The organism is Paenibacillus sp. PAMC 26794, from assembly GCF_000316035.1.
In the GTDB taxonomy this organism is placed as follows: Bacteria; Bacillota; Bacilli; order Paenibacillales; family Paenibacillaceae; genus Paenibacillus.
On the sequence record NZ_ANHX01000025.1, the window covers coordinates 247,895 to 264,138 of the forward strand.

15 protein-coding genes are annotated in these 16,244 nt (G+C 42.9%); 6 read left to right on the top strand and 9 right to left on the bottom strand.

Annotated features, from left to right (window positions below; all coding sequences use genetic code 11):
* Positions 1 to 46: 46 nt before the first annotated feature.
* Complete coding sequence (locus D829_RS0113605; RefSeq protein WP_017689455.1) at positions 47 to 1,648, bottom strand: AraC family transcriptional regulator; 1,602 nt, start codon at positions 1,646 to 1,648, stop codon at positions 47 to 49.
* 391 nt (positions 1,649 to 2,039) lie between these two features.
* Here D829_RS0113605 and D829_RS0113610 point away from each other — a divergent pair, with 391 nt between their 5' ends.
* The 3 genes from D829_RS0113610 (at position 2,040) to D829_RS0113620 (ending at position 3,531) form a co-directional block, all read left to right on the top strand.
* The gene (locus D829_RS0113610; RefSeq protein ID WP_017689456.1) at positions 2,040 to 2,459 is read left to right on the top strand and encodes a MarR family transcriptional regulator; all 420 of its coding nucleotides are present in this window, start codon (positions 2,040 to 2,042) and stop codon (positions 2,457 to 2,459) included.
* A 27-nt stretch (positions 2,460 to 2,486) separates the two neighbouring features.
* Positions 2,487 to 3,137, top strand: a complete 651-nt coding sequence (locus D829_RS0113615; protein WP_017689457.1) for a nitroreductase family protein — start codon at positions 2,487 to 2,489, stop codon at positions 3,135 to 3,137.
* Positions 3,138 to 3,234: 97 nt separating this feature from the next.
* On the top strand, positions 3,235 to 3,531 hold the full coding sequence (locus D829_RS0113620; protein ID WP_017689458.1) for a putative quinol monooxygenase: 297 nt from the start codon (positions 3,235 to 3,237) through the stop codon (positions 3,529 to 3,531).
* Between the two features lie 267 nt (positions 3,532 to 3,798).
* Here the strand turns inward: D829_RS0113620 and D829_RS0113625 are convergent, their stop codons facing one another.
* From D829_RS0113625 to D829_RS0113645, 4 genes are all read right to left on the bottom strand, one after another.
* On the bottom strand, positions 3,799 to 5,148 hold the full coding sequence (locus tag D829_RS0113625) for an FAD-binding oxidoreductase (protein WP_017689459.1): 1,350 nt from the start codon (positions 5,146 to 5,148) through the stop codon (positions 3,799 to 3,801).
* Positions 5,149 to 5,260: 112 nt separating this feature from the next.
* Positions 5,261 to 5,782: a MarR family winged helix-turn-helix transcriptional regulator gene (locus D829_RS0113635; protein ID WP_017689461.1), complete on the bottom strand. Its 522-nt coding sequence runs from the start codon at positions 5,780 to 5,782 to the stop codon at positions 5,261 to 5,263.
* A gap of 46 nt (positions 5,783 to 5,828) precedes the next feature.
* Entirely contained in the window at positions 5,829 to 6,638 is an 810-nt protein-coding gene (locus tag D829_RS0113640; RefSeq protein WP_017689462.1) for an alpha/beta hydrolase, read from the bottom strand.
* Between the two features lie 515 nt (positions 6,639 to 7,153).
* Complete coding sequence (locus D829_RS0113645) at positions 7,154 to 8,209, bottom strand: LLM class oxidoreductase (protein WP_017689463.1); 1,056 nt, start codon at positions 8,207 to 8,209, stop codon at positions 7,154 to 7,156.
* A gap of 159 nt (positions 8,210 to 8,368) precedes the next feature.
* Between D829_RS0113645 and D829_RS0113650 the strand changes: the two genes are divergently transcribed.
* On the top strand, positions 8,369 to 9,784 hold the full coding sequence (locus D829_RS0113650; RefSeq protein ID WP_017689464.1) for a PLP-dependent aminotransferase family protein: 1,416 nt from the start codon (positions 8,369 to 8,371) through the stop codon (positions 9,782 to 9,784).
* A gap of 139 nt (positions 9,785 to 9,923) precedes the next feature.
* Here the strand turns inward: D829_RS0113650 and D829_RS0113655 are convergent, their stop codons facing one another.
* Together D829_RS0113655 and D829_RS0113660 are read right to left on the bottom strand one after the other, a co-directional pair.
* Positions 9,924 to 12,350 carry a flavocytochrome c gene (locus D829_RS0113655; RefSeq protein WP_017689465.1) on the bottom strand — a complete coding sequence of 809 codons (2,427 nt, stop codon included), beginning with the start codon at positions 12,348 to 12,350 and terminating at the stop codon, positions 9,924 to 9,926.
* 14 nt (positions 12,351 to 12,364) lie between these two features.
* Positions 12,365 to 12,979: an NADPH-dependent FMN reductase gene (locus D829_RS0113660; RefSeq protein ID WP_017689466.1), complete on the bottom strand. Its 615-nt coding sequence runs from the start codon at positions 12,977 to 12,979 to the stop codon at positions 12,365 to 12,367.
* 181 nt (positions 12,980 to 13,160) lie between these two features.
* Here D829_RS0113660 and D829_RS0113665 point away from each other — a divergent pair, with 181 nt between their 5' ends.
* Both D829_RS0113665 and D829_RS0113670 read left to right on the top strand, forming a co-directional pair.
* Complete coding sequence (locus tag D829_RS0113665) at positions 13,161 to 14,090, top strand: LysR family transcriptional regulator (protein ID WP_017689467.1); 930 nt, start codon at positions 13,161 to 13,163, stop codon at positions 14,088 to 14,090.
* 9 nt (positions 14,091 to 14,099) lie between these two features.
* Positions 14,100 to 15,038 carry an FAD:protein FMN transferase gene (locus D829_RS0113670; protein ID WP_017689468.1) on the top strand — a complete coding sequence of 313 codons (939 nt, stop codon included), beginning with the start codon at positions 14,100 to 14,102 and terminating at the stop codon, positions 15,036 to 15,038.
* A 159-nt stretch (positions 15,039 to 15,197) separates the two neighbouring features.
* On the opposite strand, the gene D829_RS0113675 is transcribed toward D829_RS0113670, so the two are convergent.
* Both D829_RS0113675 and D829_RS33905 read right to left on the bottom strand, forming a co-directional pair.
* On the bottom strand, positions 15,198 to 15,983 hold the full coding sequence (locus D829_RS0113675) for a hypothetical protein (RefSeq protein ID WP_017689469.1): 786 nt from the start codon (positions 15,981 to 15,983) through the stop codon (positions 15,198 to 15,200).
* Positions 15,984 to 16,037: 54 nt separating this feature from the next.
* Positions 16,038 to 16,244: hypothetical protein (locus D829_RS33905; protein ID WP_026081165.1), on the bottom strand; the 207-nt coding region annotated here is incomplete at its 5' end.

Here is a 16,244-nt window from a genome sequence, read left to right on the forward strand (position 1 = left end):
GAATAGGCTTACCATGGATTATTCCACTCTCTTCTCTTGCACAATATCACCGTAAGGTAACCCCAAGTTGCTCTGCCACATATCGCATAGCCCACATGCGTCCGGTTGGACCCAGCGTTTTGAAGAAAATATCTCCTGCATTATATACATGGCCTACTTGAACAGCCTTTAATGCCAACCATGCACTGGATTGCTGCAATTGCCTCAGTTGAGCACGTGCCTCTTCTGTGGGATCGACCATTACAAACACATGATCCGCGTCGTATAACTGTAAATCGCGAACTTTACACTCTACAGCCCACTGTTGTTCCGGAAAATCACGAGGCAAATAAAATCCCAGATCATCATACAACAGGGCCCCTGTCTGGTTATTCAATCCATACATTCGGTAGAAATGAGAAGTCACCCGGATGAACATGGCACTCTGTTTCCCCCACCTCGATTGAATGCGCCCTCGAAGAACCCGGCTCAGTTCAGTATGTTGTTCTATCCACTGTACAGCCTGTTCGGTGCGGCCCATAATGTCCGCCATATACAGAAGCCTCTCACCAAAATGGTTGGTGTGCTCCAGCATGGTGGTAGGCGCGATACGATGCAGGGATTCATTTGGTTCCAAACGATCACTTGTAATGATCAGGTCCGGTTGGACTCGCCTCAAATCATCATAGTTCTGATTGAAGCTATCCAGGATAAGCCCCTGATGACTGTGTGCTTGAAGCGCAGGTATGGCAACATGACGAGCCACCCTCTGACCATAGGATAAAGCGGATACTGGCCTCAAACCGAGCGTTATCACATAATCGTCCAACCCGTAGTACAAGGTGGCAATTCGGTTTACTTTATTTTTCATATACAACGTTGGTGCGATACCTTCGTTTTTCTTGAAGACTCTGCTGAAATAGTGTTCGTCTTTATAGCCCACTTGCTCCGCAATATCCTTGATTTTGTCTGAAGAAAATAACAGCTGCTTGGCCTTCGCCATACGTTGTTTCAGGATATATTCGATCGGAGTCATATTGAATTGCCGTTTGAACGTTCTTATAAAATGATTCACACTAAGCCCTGCCATGCGTGCCATTTGTTCAATTCGAATATCTTTCATATACTGATGCGTCATATATTCAAGCGCACGATCCATCCCTACTTCAGGTGGAGTTGCTTCTTTCACGTGAATCATTAACTGAATCAACAACTCATGTAAAAGATGTTTCCTGCGCGTCTTTTCCAGACTAGTGAAAGAGTATTTTCCACTCACCAGAGTATCCATCATCTCTTGAGTATCACGTGCATTGGAAGGAATATGAAGCTTGCCCGTAACGGGGAAATCACACGCCTCGGTATGCCAGTCACTCCAACTCCGGGTAAGTGCCACACAGGAAAATAAAATAATATGATAACGGACAGGTGCTTCCTTATCCGTCTGAAACTCCACTTGCATTCCTGGTTTCAACAAAAACCACTCGCCTTGAAACACCGTATGTACAACGTTATCCATAGACAAAGATCCCTTGCCAGCAATAACCCTGCAAATCGCGAACCTCTTCCAGACCCTGCGCTGGACAACTCCCGGATTGCTGGTGTAATCGCAGACATGGACAGCAGAGAAAAAAAGTTGCTCCAGTCGTTTGATCCAATCATTTTCCTCCATGCTGACGTCCCCTCCCTGTTTGGATCGAACTCTGTAATCGCCTGATTAAACCATATTTTTTGCCTTTCAGTTAATTATAGATAGATTGATAACAATTCTCAATAACATTAACAATCGATATTAACTTATCCATTTGGACAACATATACGGATTGCAATGTAACGTAGCGGGATATAACGCTAGAATCAGCAACATTTTCTAACCTGTTGCAAAATCATAAAAGGCATGATATATTAATTGAGCTATCAATTATTGATACATCAAATATTGATACATCAATGATCGAGAGCATCCAAATAATCATTAGGCAATGGCATTGTATACTGCAACTTTAATCATTGGTTAACATACGCCGTTGTTCATGATTCAGATTCACCCGGGAGGTCTAGTCATGACACGTATTGTTTCCAAAGAAGAACAGATCATCAACCTGTTGAACGTGTTGGGTAACAAAATCAGTCCCAAGTTCGAACGCTGTACAGGTATCAGTTCCTCTCGCTTTGAAATTCTGCATGAACTGGATCAGGTAGATGAGATTAACCAATCCATGCTGCAGAAAATCATTAACATTGATAGTGCTGCGATTACACGCCACTTGAAACAGCTTGAGGCGGACCTGATGGTTACAAGACGTAAGAATCCCGATGATAATCGGGTAACTTTTGTTCGTCTGACGGACCACGGTCGGAAGCAGATTGAAGGCTACAAAGCAGAGAAGACCAATTTTATCAACCAGATTTTACAGGATTTCAGTGAAGACGAAGTTCAGTCACTCGCCGATTTCCTGGAACGTATGCACAACAATTTCTAAACCCATATATAGAGGAGATATCCATTCATGAGTACAATTCAAAGCAAATTCCAAAAAACCAATGATTTTAACGAAATTACCTATGGCCGCCGTTCTGTTAAACTTTACGATCCTGAGGTGAAAATCAGTCGTGAAGAAATGACAGAAATTTTGGCAGAAGCTTCCCGTGCACCTTCTTCTGTTAATATGCAACCTTGGCGTTTTCTCGTTGTAGATACAGCTGAAGGCAAAGAAAAACTCGCTCCGCTTGCGAAATTCAATCAAAATCAAGTGTTAACTTCCGCAGCAGTCGTTGGCGTATTCATCGACATGAATAATGGCGAGTATTTGGAAGAGATCTTCGGCAAAGCTGTAGAGCACGGATTCATGCCTCAAGATATCGCAGAGCAACAAGTGAAGTTTGTTAAACCTTACTATGACAACATTCCTGCTTCCGCTCTTCGTGACGTGAACTTGATTGACGCAGGTCTCGCTTCCATGCAACTGATGCTTGCTGCACGTGCCCATGGCTATGATACTAATCCAATCGGTGGATATGAAAAGGATCAAATCGCTGAAACATTCGGCATGGACAAAGAACGTTATCAACCCGTTATGTTGATCTCGATCGGTAAATCGGCCAAAGAAGGTCATCCTTCCTACCGTCTGCCAGTAGAAACAATCACAACTTGGGCATAATATCAGAGACGGTTTCCCTGTAAGTCACGATTATACTGGTCAATAAGCATACATTCTTAACACATTCCAAACAAACACAATATGGAGGTTATACATTATGATTATCATTCACGCTCATCTGCAAGTTAAACCGGACCAAGAGCAAGCATTCCTCGCAGCTGCGAAAGAACTGATTGCTGCTACACGTCAAGAAGAAGGCAACATCAGCTATGATCTGGCGAAAAGCACAGAACGCGAACAACAATACACGATGATCGAGCTTTGGAAAGATGAAGCTGCTACAGCTTCCCACAACACAAGCGCGCATTTCCAAGCTTTTGTTCAACAAGCAGCAGCATTCATGGCCGCTCCAATGAACGTAGAAGTATTTGCTGGAGAACAAGTTAAAGCTTAATAGTTGAAAAGCTGCCATGCGTATGTAGCATGTAAAGATGCCGTTCTTGGTCAACTGACCGAGTACGGCTTTTTTGTTTCCTTTGACAATAAGTTCACTTCAGGTCCACAATTATTTGGTGTACAATTTGAAGTGGACATTTAATGCATTATGGATATGTTGTTCTTTTCATTGGCATTTATACGAACATACATACATACCAAAAAACACGCCAATTAAGGCGTGTTTTTTCACTCATTGAAAAGGCATTGAACAAGTGAACATGGACTACACTATCCGAGCCGGAGTGATACTTTGCGGATTGTTGAACACATTTTTCGGGTCATACTTGGCTTTAACTCTCCGTAATCTTGGATAGTTCGCTCCATAGTATACTGGGCCGGAATTTTTGATTCCTTGGTCTGGAACGTTGATATAGGAACCGACAATGTATGGTTGCAATTTCTTGCGGGTTTGACGAACGAGCGCTATATTTTTGGCGGCATGGGATGGCTTGATCCACGTGCTGTTCCATTCCACGTAAAACTTCTCTTTACGCCAGAAGAATGCGGTTGATCTAGGTGATTTGCGACTTACCGCTCCGCCCCAGTTGAGGAAATAGAATCCACCTGGTCCCTCCTCCAAGTTCTCCAAAAATGTTCGCATCGATTTAATGGCTTTGTCAGGGAATGGCTTTTGTCCAAAACCGGACGAGAACTGGTTACTGAACCTTTGAGTCTCGATCGGATCAGGAAGCAATAAGAACTTTACAACTTCCGTGTAAGGTAACAAACGAACAATGGAACTCGTTGGCGTGCCGACACTCGTAATCGGCTGTAATAGACGGAGAGCCTCTGTTTTTGACCCTAGGAACAGCCCCTCCATGACGACATTGCCACCCTTTTCCGGTCCGATGGACAACTCGCTGCCCAATCTTGTATCAACAGAAGGAGCCCACCTCTGCCATACTTTGAGCACCTTTTCGAATTGAGCCCATGGCCAGGTGATTTTAAATACAGTCGCCTTCGCTGGAGCACGGCGCACTTTGAATTTGTAGCGGGTGTACACTCCGAAGTTACCACCGCCTCCTCCCCGCGAGGCCCAAAAGAGATCCGAATTACGATTTTTATTAGCCCGAATCACTTTGCCTTTGGCGTCCACCATCTCTACCTCAAGCAGGTTATCACTGATGAGACCGATGGTACGCTGAAGAGGCCCAATTCCCCCACCTAACGTAATTCCACCAATCCCTACAGTGGGGCTGTCACCAAAAGGAGCTATGAATCCTTGCTTGGCAAGGGTATTCGCAATTCTGCCCACTCGGTTTCCTGTTCCAACAACAACCGTTCCATTTTTTTTATCAAGCTTGATGGAGTTCAGATCACTTACATCAATGACAATTCCACCATTGACTTGTGAAAGATTGACCTCAAGCGCATGTCTCCCACTCCGCGGCCTGATCGGTACATTGTTTTCACGAGCCCATCGGATAGCGTTGGACACATCCTTCGTCCGTTGGGCAAATACAAACACTTTAGGAAATTTGTCAGTATGCGGGTCCCAGTTCTTGCGCGCCGATTCATATCCTGGATCACCCTTGTAAATAACCCGTCCTGTAAGCTTTGTTGATGATTTCACACGTCCCACTCCCTGCTGAATAATCGTCCTACAGCCTCTGCTGCATCAAGTACTTTATACTGTATGACGGACATTCGCGGAGGGAATGGGCTGGTGCCCTTAATTTCAAGGTTCATGTTTCAGAGGAATCAATTCTGATTAACTTGCGCGCTTCCTGTTCTTTTTCACCATACCAGACGAGCACGTCGGCAAACAGATCCATGATGCGAACAAAGTTCTGCTTATCTGACTCTGAAATCTGATCTGCATACTTGAAAATCTCATCAAAGCAAAGTTCCCTTACAAATTCGGTATACTTCACATATACCTCGCGACCTTTCTCCGAAGGTTTGACGTAAATGTCTTTGCGGTTACCGCTTAAATGAAATTTTTCGAGTAGACCTTTTTCCGTCAGATTCTTCACGTTCTTGGAAAATGTACTGCGGCTTACGCCCAAGCGTGCGGCCATCTCCGACATCTTCTCTTCCTTGTCCTCGGCTTCCAGAATGTATTCCAGCGTCTGAATCTGTGAAGCCGAGAACATCATGTCTGTACCATAACTTCGCTGCAGCTTATACGTGTTTGAGTACGCATTACCGTATTTGATAATTTTCTCAATCAGTTCCCGATGGTTGCCCATCCAATCTAATTTCATGCGTAATCCCTTTCATATTCAGATTCTCTCTCTTACTCTACTGAAATCAGATCCGTTTTTCAATCCATGTAATCGCTTCTTCAATAACGTCATCACGAGTCGGTTCATTAAATATCTCATGCATCAGATGAGCATAAATTTTGAGTGTTTTATCTGTTGAAGCGATATCGCCGTAAAAGTCACGGGAATCCTTTTCGCTGACCAGTCCATCATTGGCCCCATGCAGTACAAGCACGGGATCTGTAAACTGCTTGGCGTTCTCCTTGAGCCATGTTATTCCATTTCCCAGACTGTTAAATAAATCTACAGAGATCTGTTTTTCAACCAGTGGGTCATTCGCGTAAGCGGATACAACTGCGGGATCACTACATACGCCGCTGCCCAACTCATTCGGGAAATACGTGCCTGCAGGAAGATCCATCGGCAGTTCTCCGGCAACTTTTGTATTGTAACGAGTGAGAGCTCCGGATAGTACGATGCCTTTGACCTTGCCTGGATATTTCGTTCCAAAGGACGAGGTTGCAAAACCGCCCATACTATGTCCGATGACAAACAGCGGAAGATCGCCGCTCTCTTGCAATGCCGCCTCGACAATGACATGAACATCTTCAATAAGATGATCAAACTCTTTATAAAACGTACGCTGTCCCTCTGATCTGGCATGACCACGATGGTCAAACCGATATACATTAAAACCACGTTTATTTAATTGTTCCGTCACATAATCGTAGCGACCTGCATGCTCACATAGTCCATGAACAATGACTACGGCTGCCTTCGCATCACTAACTAAATTCTTACTAGAATATAGCCGAGTACTGTCAAAAGATTCGATTGTTGTTTCAATTATACTCATAATATTTCCCATCCCTCTCGCTACGCTCAAGCACCAAACAGTTGAAATCCTTTAGCACAGGGCGTTTATTAGTATACTTAAGAATGAAGTCCTTGTAATACCCAATAGAATGTGAAGGACTACAAATTGGGAATAGATAAAGAAACATATTATATTTGATAAGAACAATATAGTTTCTTATAGAAACAATATTATCACCATCGGCATCCCTTGTCCATATTTAATTAAAGCGTTTGCATAAAGAACATGTCATGCCTTTGGCATCATCCCTGATCTGCTGTATCGAGTCGATTTACAGCTTCATGCACGCACGCGGACTAAGCTACGCATTCGCTACCTGAACAATCCATAACGAAAAAAACGCCATAATATATTACGTGATGACGTCTTTTTCGTTATCGTACCTAGAAGATCGAACCCCTGACCTCATCGCTGTCAGCGGATCGATACTCTTCTGATCGTTAACAGAAATGCGGAGAAAAGCCATCTGTGTCATCAGGCAATAATTTTATGCTCTACCACCCTGTAAACAACGGCTTCGGACCCACATGCGTGGGAAAGAGCGGTAATACTTCCTCTGCTAACTCCTGAATCACCTCAGCAGGTGGCCGACTCGAAAAATGAATGCCTAGTGCAGCATGATTAACGCCGACTGTTCGCCATTCCTCCAAAAGCTGAATCAAACCTGCCCGACCTGTACGTAATATGTACCCGCCACGAAGCGGTGTTCGAGGATAATTGACATCTTCCACCAGATCAATCCATTCGTTAGTCATATGCGGCTTGAACATGCCATTAGGTATTTTTTTACGCCAGGCACTAATCTTATGGCCAAGCATCTGAGGACCGGATTCGTTTGCCGTTGCTTCGGGATACGTGAGCCAACCGTCACTGTTGTTTGCAATCCAATCTAAAGACTGCCTGCTTGAGCCTGTCACAACGAGCGGAATGCCACCGGCTGCTGGTTTCGGGAGCAATTCAAGCCCTTTCAATTGACCAAGAGAAGATTGAATTGCGCCAGTTCTATCCTGTATAAGCTCACGAAAAAACTCCACCGTCTCCCGGAATCGCACATCACGATGCTCCACATTTAATCCATATGCCGGAAACTCAGCAGGACGATCACCTGATGCAATACCTAGTACAAGTCGTCCGCCCGAAAGTACATCAATGGATGCGGCCGCCTTGGCTAAATCAATCGGATGGCGAAGCGTGAAAATAGCACTTCCTGTTACCAAGGATACGTTTTTGGTCCTTGCAGCAAGATAGGCAAGATAAACAAATGGATCGAATACTTGCCCGGCATCTCGGAATCCAGGATCAAATAGCGGGACATCACGTACCCACACGGATGCAAAATGTTGTTGATCGATGATATCCACCAGGTCAGCCTGACCCTTCAGAACATCCATGTTACCTGAATAAAATCTAAGCGGTAGAAATAGGCCTATTGTCAATTGATCAGGGGCAAACATACGCCGGAAACCGGGATGATTATTAAATGCACCCACATTCAGTGCTGATTGTTGACCTCTCTCCATTTGTCCAATGGAGTCTGTTTTTTTATCCAATTCAAGTCTCCTCCTAAAGCAATGGTGATCCCCGCCTTTGAGTGTTGTTCCCAACCAGACAGGACGTGCTATAATTGTAATTGTCCATTGACCCCATAAGTAGTGACAAAAATAAACTATATTATAGGGTCAGTTGATAAAACCAATAGGAGGTTATAGATGATAGATTTAACCTTATTGCTGAAGAGAGAGTCTGAAGAACCTTTATACACCCAGCTATATCAATATATTAAGAAGGAAATTATGAACGGAAAGTTGCCAGCCCAGACACGGCTTCCATCCATTCGTTCGCTGTCTGCACACTTACATATTAGTCGTAATACCGTTGATCTGGCCTATCAACAGTTATTGGCAGAAGGCTATGTGCTAAGCAGACCAAGAAGTGGCTTATACGTTATGGATCTGCAATTGGATTCATTGCCCTCATCTCATCATGTTCGTGAACAAGTATCGGAAGATCATGCACTGGCTCATCCAACGATTCAGTACGATTTTCGATATGGTGATGTGGATGCTGAGCATTTTCCACTTGCTACTTGGCGTAAATTATCCAATCTAAGCTTACAGCAGAACCATCAAGCCTTATTTTCTTATGGTGATCCTCTTGGAGAGCCAGGACTTCGAATGGAAATTGCCAAGTACCTGCATGGATCAAGAGGCGTGAATTGTTCACCAGATCAGATCGTGATTGGTGCTGGCATTCAATATTTACTAGCTGTGTTATCTGGGTTATTAAGATCCGATAACCGCAGCATAGCGATGGAAGACCCGGGATATGACGGTGTTCGAACGGTTTTTCAACATAAAGGTTTGGACATTCACCCTATTCCGCTGGAAGCAGATGGACTTCATATCCACAAGTTATACGAAAGCAATTCCCGCATCGTCTACATTACACCGTCACATCAGTTCCCCTATGGGATGGTCATGCCGCTCGCCAAGAGAATGCAATTACTGAAATGGGCAACAGATCAGAATGGGATCATTATTGAGGACGATTATGATAGTGAGTTCAGATATGTCGGCAAACCGATACCTTCCCTGCAAAGCCTGGATACTCAACAGCGAACCGTTTACCTGGGGACATTTTCAAAATGCCTTCTTCCTTCATTACGTATTGCGTATATGGTTCTACCACAGGCCATGGTAGAGCTACACCGTAAACAAGACTACCGATTATATGATCAAACGGTCTCTCATTTTCAGCAGAACACCTTAGAGCTGTTTATGAGTAATGGACATTGGGAAGCCCACATTCGCAAGATGAGGAAGGTATATTCACAGAAGCAATTCACACTCATTTCAATGATTCAGAAGATGATGGGTGCTCAAGTTACCATCATTGGTGAGGATGCAGGACTTCATATTTTGTTGCGTGTACATAATGGAATGGATGAACACAAGCTGATTGCTACTGCTGAGAAGGAAGGTGTCCAGGTCTACCCGGTATCCCCCTTTTGGGCGCAACCAGCTCAAGCGGAGCAATCCATGGTTCAGATTGGTTTTGGTGGATTGAGTATTGAGGATATTACAGAAGGCGTATACGCCCTTCACCGGGCTTGGTTTGGGGTCTGAGAACATTCGTGTGACCACGACCACAAAACCAAACCATTTCCACATCAAAAAAACCCGCAAAACACTCGGAAATCTTTGTGTTAAGCGGGTTCTTTACATATGGGAAACCTGGAGTGATCTATATTTCTTATTTTACATTCTAATCGTTCATCTCATCAACAGCAGTCTTACCTGCGATTCGTCCGAAAGTAAATATGTCAGTCAAGGCATTACCGCCTAAACGGTTGCCTGCATGTATACCTCCTGCAACTTCTCCAGCGGCATACAGATGTGCAATCGGCTGACCGTTTTCATCCAAAACGCGAGTTTGGGTGTCGATCCGGATACCACCCATTGTATGGTGAACCGCCGGTTTTCTAGGCGTAGCGTAGAATGGAGACTTCTCGACTTTTAAGCTAAACGTATCCTTATGGAACTCGGGATCAAAGCCCGCATCCACATATGAGTTATACTTATCAATCGTATTTCTAAGAACTTCAGGGTCCATATTGATTTTCACTGCCAGTTCTTCTATGGTATCGGCTCTGAACAAGGTGCCTTCTTCGACTTGACGGTCTATCTTTTCCTGGCTTGTGTTCGCTGCCGTTTTCTTGATCTCGTCATCCGCAATCAGGTAAAATAAACTTCCCTGCTCGATAGCCGCTTTCGTTAAAACATCTCGTCCAGAGAATTCATTAACAAAACGTTCTCCCTTTTTGTTAACAATGACAAAGTTTTCAGGAGGTACTTGCAGTCCACTGAAGAGCTCGCCCGTATCCGGATCGGCTACCGGCATCATTTGAGTGAAGCCCATGCCTGTCAGTGCTGCTCCTGCACTCTTACCGAGCGATATTCCATCACCAGTCATCGCATAGGAATTTGTTGTTTTGATATCATCGTCAATATGGCTCCAGTACGTGTTATATTCCTTGAGCATCTGAGTATTTGCACCAAAACCACCACTAGCAAGAACAACCGCTTTAGCATGAATGGTAATTTTCTGCCCGTTAACTCCGGTTGCGATGACACCTGTTATTTTTCCATCCTCCAGAATTAATTGTTTTACTGGACTATCTGTAATAATTTTTCCTGAATGCTCTTCTACATATTTGCTAAGTGCAATGATAAAGGCAGAGCCATAACTTTTGACAGGTTTATGGCCACGACGCCAAAGGGCACCTACTGGAGCAAACACGATACTCTTATCATATTCAACACCGATATCCTCAAGCCATTGCACACTTTCCAAGGCATGGTCTGTAAGAACTTTGACCAGATCGTATTGTCCATAGATCATGTTTCCATTCAGGTCCGTTCGTTTGCCCCCAAAATACGTTTGCATTCTGTGAAGCAGCGGGGAATCAAATAAATAAGCCTTTTGTTTGCCGAACTTTTCCTGATAGACTGCAAACTCTTCTTTCAGAGCATGAAAATCATCTATATATTCCGGGTGGATCAGGCTCTCATCCGTACTCAATAATTTCTCAATCGTCTGTCTTTCCCCTGGATTCTCATGAAAATGCTGTTGCCATACAGGGTCTGCAGCATTGACAGGACCTCCTGAACGGATCGTATTTCCCCCCACCGCAGGATATTTCTCAAGAACAATCGCACTTGCTCCTTGTTGTAAAGCTGTAGCAGCAGCACTTAGTCCGGCGCCGCCTCCACCTACAACGACCACATCACAAGTGTATTCTTCGTCATCTTTCATCTGGCTGCTAGCAGGTTTTGCACGTCTTTTCAGGATGTCAGGATTCACTCCGGCAAGCTTAACCGCTTTGGCTACACCATTGATGACAGCATTACTGGTTTCAGAAGCACCTGAGAGAGCATCTACATTCAGCGTCTGTCCCTCAATAATTTTATTGGGGATTCTTATAAAAACGACATCCGCGATGCCTTCGGTTTCCCCCTTCGAATCGATATCGATGCTTTCGATCCGATTTTCACTAAAGGATACCTTCATCGGCAGATTGCCACTATGGCCTATGGCATTGATCTCATACACACCAGGGTTATAGGTAAACTCCTCTTCTTCGTTGAGCTGATTTGAAATTTTGGCAAACCGTAGGAACCGCAGGAAACAGATTTCCAGGAAATCGATCGTTCCTTCATTGTTCAGGTTACCTGATTCGTCAAATGCTTTATGTGCAGTTCCAAGCAAAAACTCATACCCTGGCATCACATTAGCTTCGACACCTGGTGCATCCAGAATTTGACGAAGATGTAGCTGTGCACGTGAGGAACCCTGTGTTCCCTGTGACGCACCAATGATCATCACGGGCTTGCCAGCCAGCGGATGGATTTCAAAGCTCAACCATTCAAGCAGACTCTTAAGAGATGAAGGGATGGAATGGTTATATTCTGGAGTCGCAATAATGACACCATCACTTGCGATAATTTTTTCATTAAACGATTGTATAATTGCACTGTTTGTTTGGTTATCGGACTGATTAAACATCGGAACATCTGTAATATCGAGGATTTCAATGGCTGCTCTGGGCTCAAAATGCTTTTGTATGAATTGAAGCAGCTTGCGATTATACGATTTCTTTGCATTTGTGCCAACGATCGCTATGATTTTCATTGTGATTAGCCCCCCTACTCTTGCCAGGAAAATTTTTTCGTTTTTTTCTTCAACGTCCGTTTTGATAACAGTTCCGTAGTGATCTCCGTAAACAAAACAAACTCATTGAAGATTTCGGCAAGCTCCGCTACTTTGTCAGCGTCAATGAGATTACCACTGCTATCAAATGCACTCTGTGATTTTCCCAAAAGAAACTCGCTGCTAGGCATCATTCTCGCACCAAGCTCAGGCGAATCCAGGATTTGTCTAAGATGTGCTTGTGCCCTGGAAGAACCGAGTGCACCATGTGAGGCACCTACAATCAGAACAGGCTTGTCTTTCAAGGTTTGAGTGGTATAACTGATCCATTCCAGCGCACTTTTTAACACTGCAGGGATCGCATGATCATACTCAGGAGTAGCTATAATGACACCTTTCGCTTTAGAGATTTGATCTAATAAGTCTTGCACCTTCACAGGAATATCAACTTCAGCATACTCTAATTCATCTTTTTCAATAAAAGCAGGCAAATCCTTAATTTCAAACAAGTCAATCTGGGCTTCACTAGCAAAATGCTTTTGCATAAATTGAAGTAGCGTCCGGTTTGTAGATACATCCGAATTCGTGCCCACGATAGCTAAATAATTCATCGTAATCCCCTCTCTGTCATTCGAGATGATGTTCGTAACTGTCAGGCTCAATCTTTCGGCCTAACTCTAACATATCAAAGCTCAAGTGATCTAATAGTTATTCATTGCAGTTTGATAACTAATTTGTTATAATCACCTCAAATTCAAAGTTTGTTACTTTTTTCACAAAAAGGTGAGGGACATGTCTAAGTTAGAATCTCAAGATATCTTGTGTTACATTGACAGCCTATTAAAACACAGCAACTATAGCAGGGCTGCACAATCCCTTTACATATCTCAGCCCTACCTTACAAAGGTTATCAAGAAAATTGAAATTGAGTTGGGCTGTGAGCTAATCACTCGCAACAAACTTCCGTACCGATTAACCGAACAGGGGAAAATATATTATCAATACCTAACATCACTTGAACATAGCTACGCGAAGCTTATAAGGGAAATCTCATATGTATCGGATATCGACAATAAAGTGTTACGGATCGGCATTCTTCCTAGCCTCGGTGTGTACTTAACGCCCCTTTTTTTACCAGATTTTCTAGAGCTTCATCCTGCTTATAAAATTAATCTTGTCGAGGATTTACCTGAAAAAAATGAGAAACGTCTCCAAAATAATGAGCTGGACTTCTGGATCGGGCAAAATTCAAGCAGTATCTCCCCTAACTTGAACTCGTTTAACTGGGGCAGGCACAGTTACCAGGCCATCATTCCGCGTTGCTGCGAATTATATCAAGAAAATGTTGCAGTCATCCCGGAGGGCACGATTGAGATCAGCACCATTTTGAATCAAAAGCTTATTCTAACGTCCAAGGGTTCGGCAATCCGAAAACAAATTGATCAATTGCTCAGTGTCTACAAGGTACAGCCTAATATCGTTATGGAAAGTAATGAAATTTACACGGTACTCAAGCTTGCAAAGCATAATTTAGGTCTGACTTTTGTGCCTGAAAGCATCCATATCAAGGAGTGCCCTTCGGAATACAACATCTATCCAATCCCTGTAGAGAAGATGAGTCTGGATTATTTTATAGCCCATCATGGAGAAAAAAAGCTGAATAGCGTGGATCATGACCTCATTAATACCTTTCTGAATCACGGACAACAATGTGCGATATAGGAGGCTATCATGAAATCTTTTACGAGAACGATACCGCTTATGGGAACTAACATATGCCTCTATATCGAGGGGACAGATGCTGAAAAGCTTGCCGAGGAAGCCGTGAATATGCTTGTCCATTATGAACAAGTGTTTAGTGCCAACAGTGAGCAATCGCAGCTTGCCATGCTAAAAAAAGAAGCCGCATCACATCCGCTTAGAGTAGACAAGGAACTGTATGATCTTATTAAGATAGGCAAAGAACACAGCCTGAATAAAGATTCATTTTTAAATATTGCGATAGGGCCTTTGATCAAATTGTGGAGAATTGGTTTTCGCGAGGCACATGTGCCGGAGGATACCGAGATTAAAGCAGTGCTGGAGCTCTTGAATCCGGAGCATATACAGCTTGACGATGAGCAGCAAACGGTTCATTTAATCAAAAAGGGCATGGAAATCGACCTTGGAGCAATCGCTAAAGGTTATTTTGCTGATCAAGTGATGTCATTTTTCAAGAAAAACGGAGCTGCATCAGCTATGGTCGATATGGGCGGCAATGTTCTGGTTCATGGCGATTCTCCCACCGGGTCCAGTCACTGGAAGGTTGGAATCCAAAATCCCTTTTTACCTAGAGGAAATGCAGCAGCACTCGTTAGTATACGGGAGCAATCCGTCGTTACATCAGGAATATACGAGAGAATTTTAGAGAAGGAAGGGAGTCATTACCATCATATATTTAACAGCAGAACAGGCTATCCAATCGAAAGTAATATCGCTTCTTTAACGATTATTGCGGATCGCTCGCTCGACTGCGATATATATACTACAGAATTATTTGGGTTAGATATTGTCTCCATTATTCATAGAGTTAATAAAATGAAGGATATCGAAGCTGCCGTAATTACTACGGATGGAAATCTGGCCTATACCGATAATCTTAGAGGCAGAATTGAGCCTGTATTAAGGTAAAGTGAACAGCTACTTCTTTAAGCCAGGATCTAACGGCTTTTTGCGTTATACACTACAAATATCGTGCCGTTCTTTTGCAAAGAAAAAGACCCCTGCAAAGCGGCAGGAGCCTCACCTCAATCCAGTTCAACATATCTCTCGTCAGCAACTTAGATATATTTAAACAGATAAATTTTGTAGGAATCGAATAAACTCTACTGCCGCTCCACTAATGAATACAAAGATAATAGCCCAAAACATAATGTCACCTTTAAACAAAGTCTTAATTGGTTGAAGAGGTTTGCTTGCTAGTATCTTATAGATTAATTTAAAGTAAGTAGCCAAATAGAATACTATCATTATTAATCCACCAATTTGAAACGTTAAAAAAAGTGATGCATTAGGGTTGCTATTATGAAGTTCCCATAATGTTTTAGGTGCAGAACTCACTTCAATTTGACTAAATTTACTTAATGCACTATCAAGTTGATCTGGTGGGTATATCGGATGATTCAATAGAATCATAAGCCCAGACAGGATAATCCAAACAAGCAGTATGTAAACTTTATACCCTCTTGAAAGAGAAACTTTCAGAGTAACTACTAACAAAGCTGTCAACACCCCAACTATCATAACTATAGAAGATATGTCGATAATAAAAGCTCTGTACTTAACATAATAAAATATCAGTATCGCTGACACAACTGATGCTGCAATTCCACCAGCAATTTTCATAGCTGAGTCATCATCTTGATTTATTAGTTGGGGCTGGGCTATTGGGGTAACAGTAACATGATTATGATTTTCATACGTAGTCTTACTTTTATCAATGATCTTTGTCTTATTAAAACTACCATTAACATTGCTATTATGACTATTCCTGTAACTTACTTTATTTACTGTAACCAACAAACCAATACACGAGATAACGATACTTATTATACCTAACCACGTACTTAAATCCATTTGTGTCCCTCCGATTACTTTTTTGTCCGTTAGAAGTTATATAGTTATAATATCCTATTCCCTTGGGGGAATCCAGAAATTATCCCCAATTTCGACAAGAGAAAAGCCTCTATAAATCTCAGGAGCCTCATACCTTTTACAAAGTGGCATCTTGACCCTAAGACGGTTACTCTCCTTTACAATAGAAGCTATTCCTGTAATGAAGTAATTTGAACTTTGAATAAAAAATGCGCCTTTAGTATACTGGGAATCGTCGTTCCG

What these genes read in the sequence shown, in the direction of transcription:
- D829_RS0113605 (WP_017689455.1), bottom strand. Translation starts at nt 1,648, where the DNA reads ATGGAGGAAAATGATTGGATCAAACGACTGGAGCAACTTTTTTTCTCT.
- D829_RS0113640 (WP_017689462.1), bottom strand. Translation starts at nt 6,638, where the DNA reads ATGAGTATAATTGAAACAACAATCGAATCTTTTGACAGTACTCGGCTA.
- D829_RS0113675 (WP_017689469.1), bottom strand. Translation starts at nt 15,983, where the DNA reads ATGGATTTAAGTACGTGGTTAGGTATAATAAGTATCGTTATCTCGTGT.
- D829_RS0113660 (WP_017689466.1), bottom strand. Translation starts at nt 12,979, where the DNA reads ATGAATTATTTAGCTATCGTGGGCACGAATTCGGATGTATCTACAAAC.
- D829_RS0113665 (WP_017689467.1), top strand. Translation starts at nt 13,161, where the DNA reads ATGTCTAAGTTAGAATCTCAAGATATCTTGTGTTACATTGACAGCCTA.
- D829_RS0113615 (WP_017689457.1), top strand. Translation starts at nt 2,487, where the DNA reads ATGAGTACAATTCAAAGCAAATTCCAAAAAACCAATGATTTTAACGAA.
- D829_RS0113635 (WP_017689461.1), bottom strand. Translation starts at nt 5,782, where the DNA reads ATGAAATTAGATTGGATGGGCAACCATCGGGAACTGATTGAGAAAATT.
- D829_RS0113655 (WP_017689465.1), bottom strand. Translation starts at nt 12,350, where the DNA reads ATGAAAATCATAGCGATCGTTGGCACAAATGCAAAGAAATCGTATAAT.
- D829_RS0113670 (WP_017689468.1), top strand. Translation starts at nt 14,100, where the DNA reads ATGAAATCTTTTACGAGAACGATACCGCTTATGGGAACTAACATATGC.
- D829_RS0113620 (WP_017689458.1), top strand. Translation starts at nt 3,235, where the DNA reads ATGATTATCATTCACGCTCATCTGCAAGTTAAACCGGACCAAGAGCAA.
- D829_RS0113650 (WP_017689464.1), top strand. Translation starts at nt 8,369, where the DNA reads ATGATAGATTTAACCTTATTGCTGAAGAGAGAGTCTGAAGAACCTTTA.
- D829_RS0113610 (WP_017689456.1), top strand. Translation starts at nt 2,040, where the DNA reads ATGACACGTATTGTTTCCAAAGAAGAACAGATCATCAACCTGTTGAAC.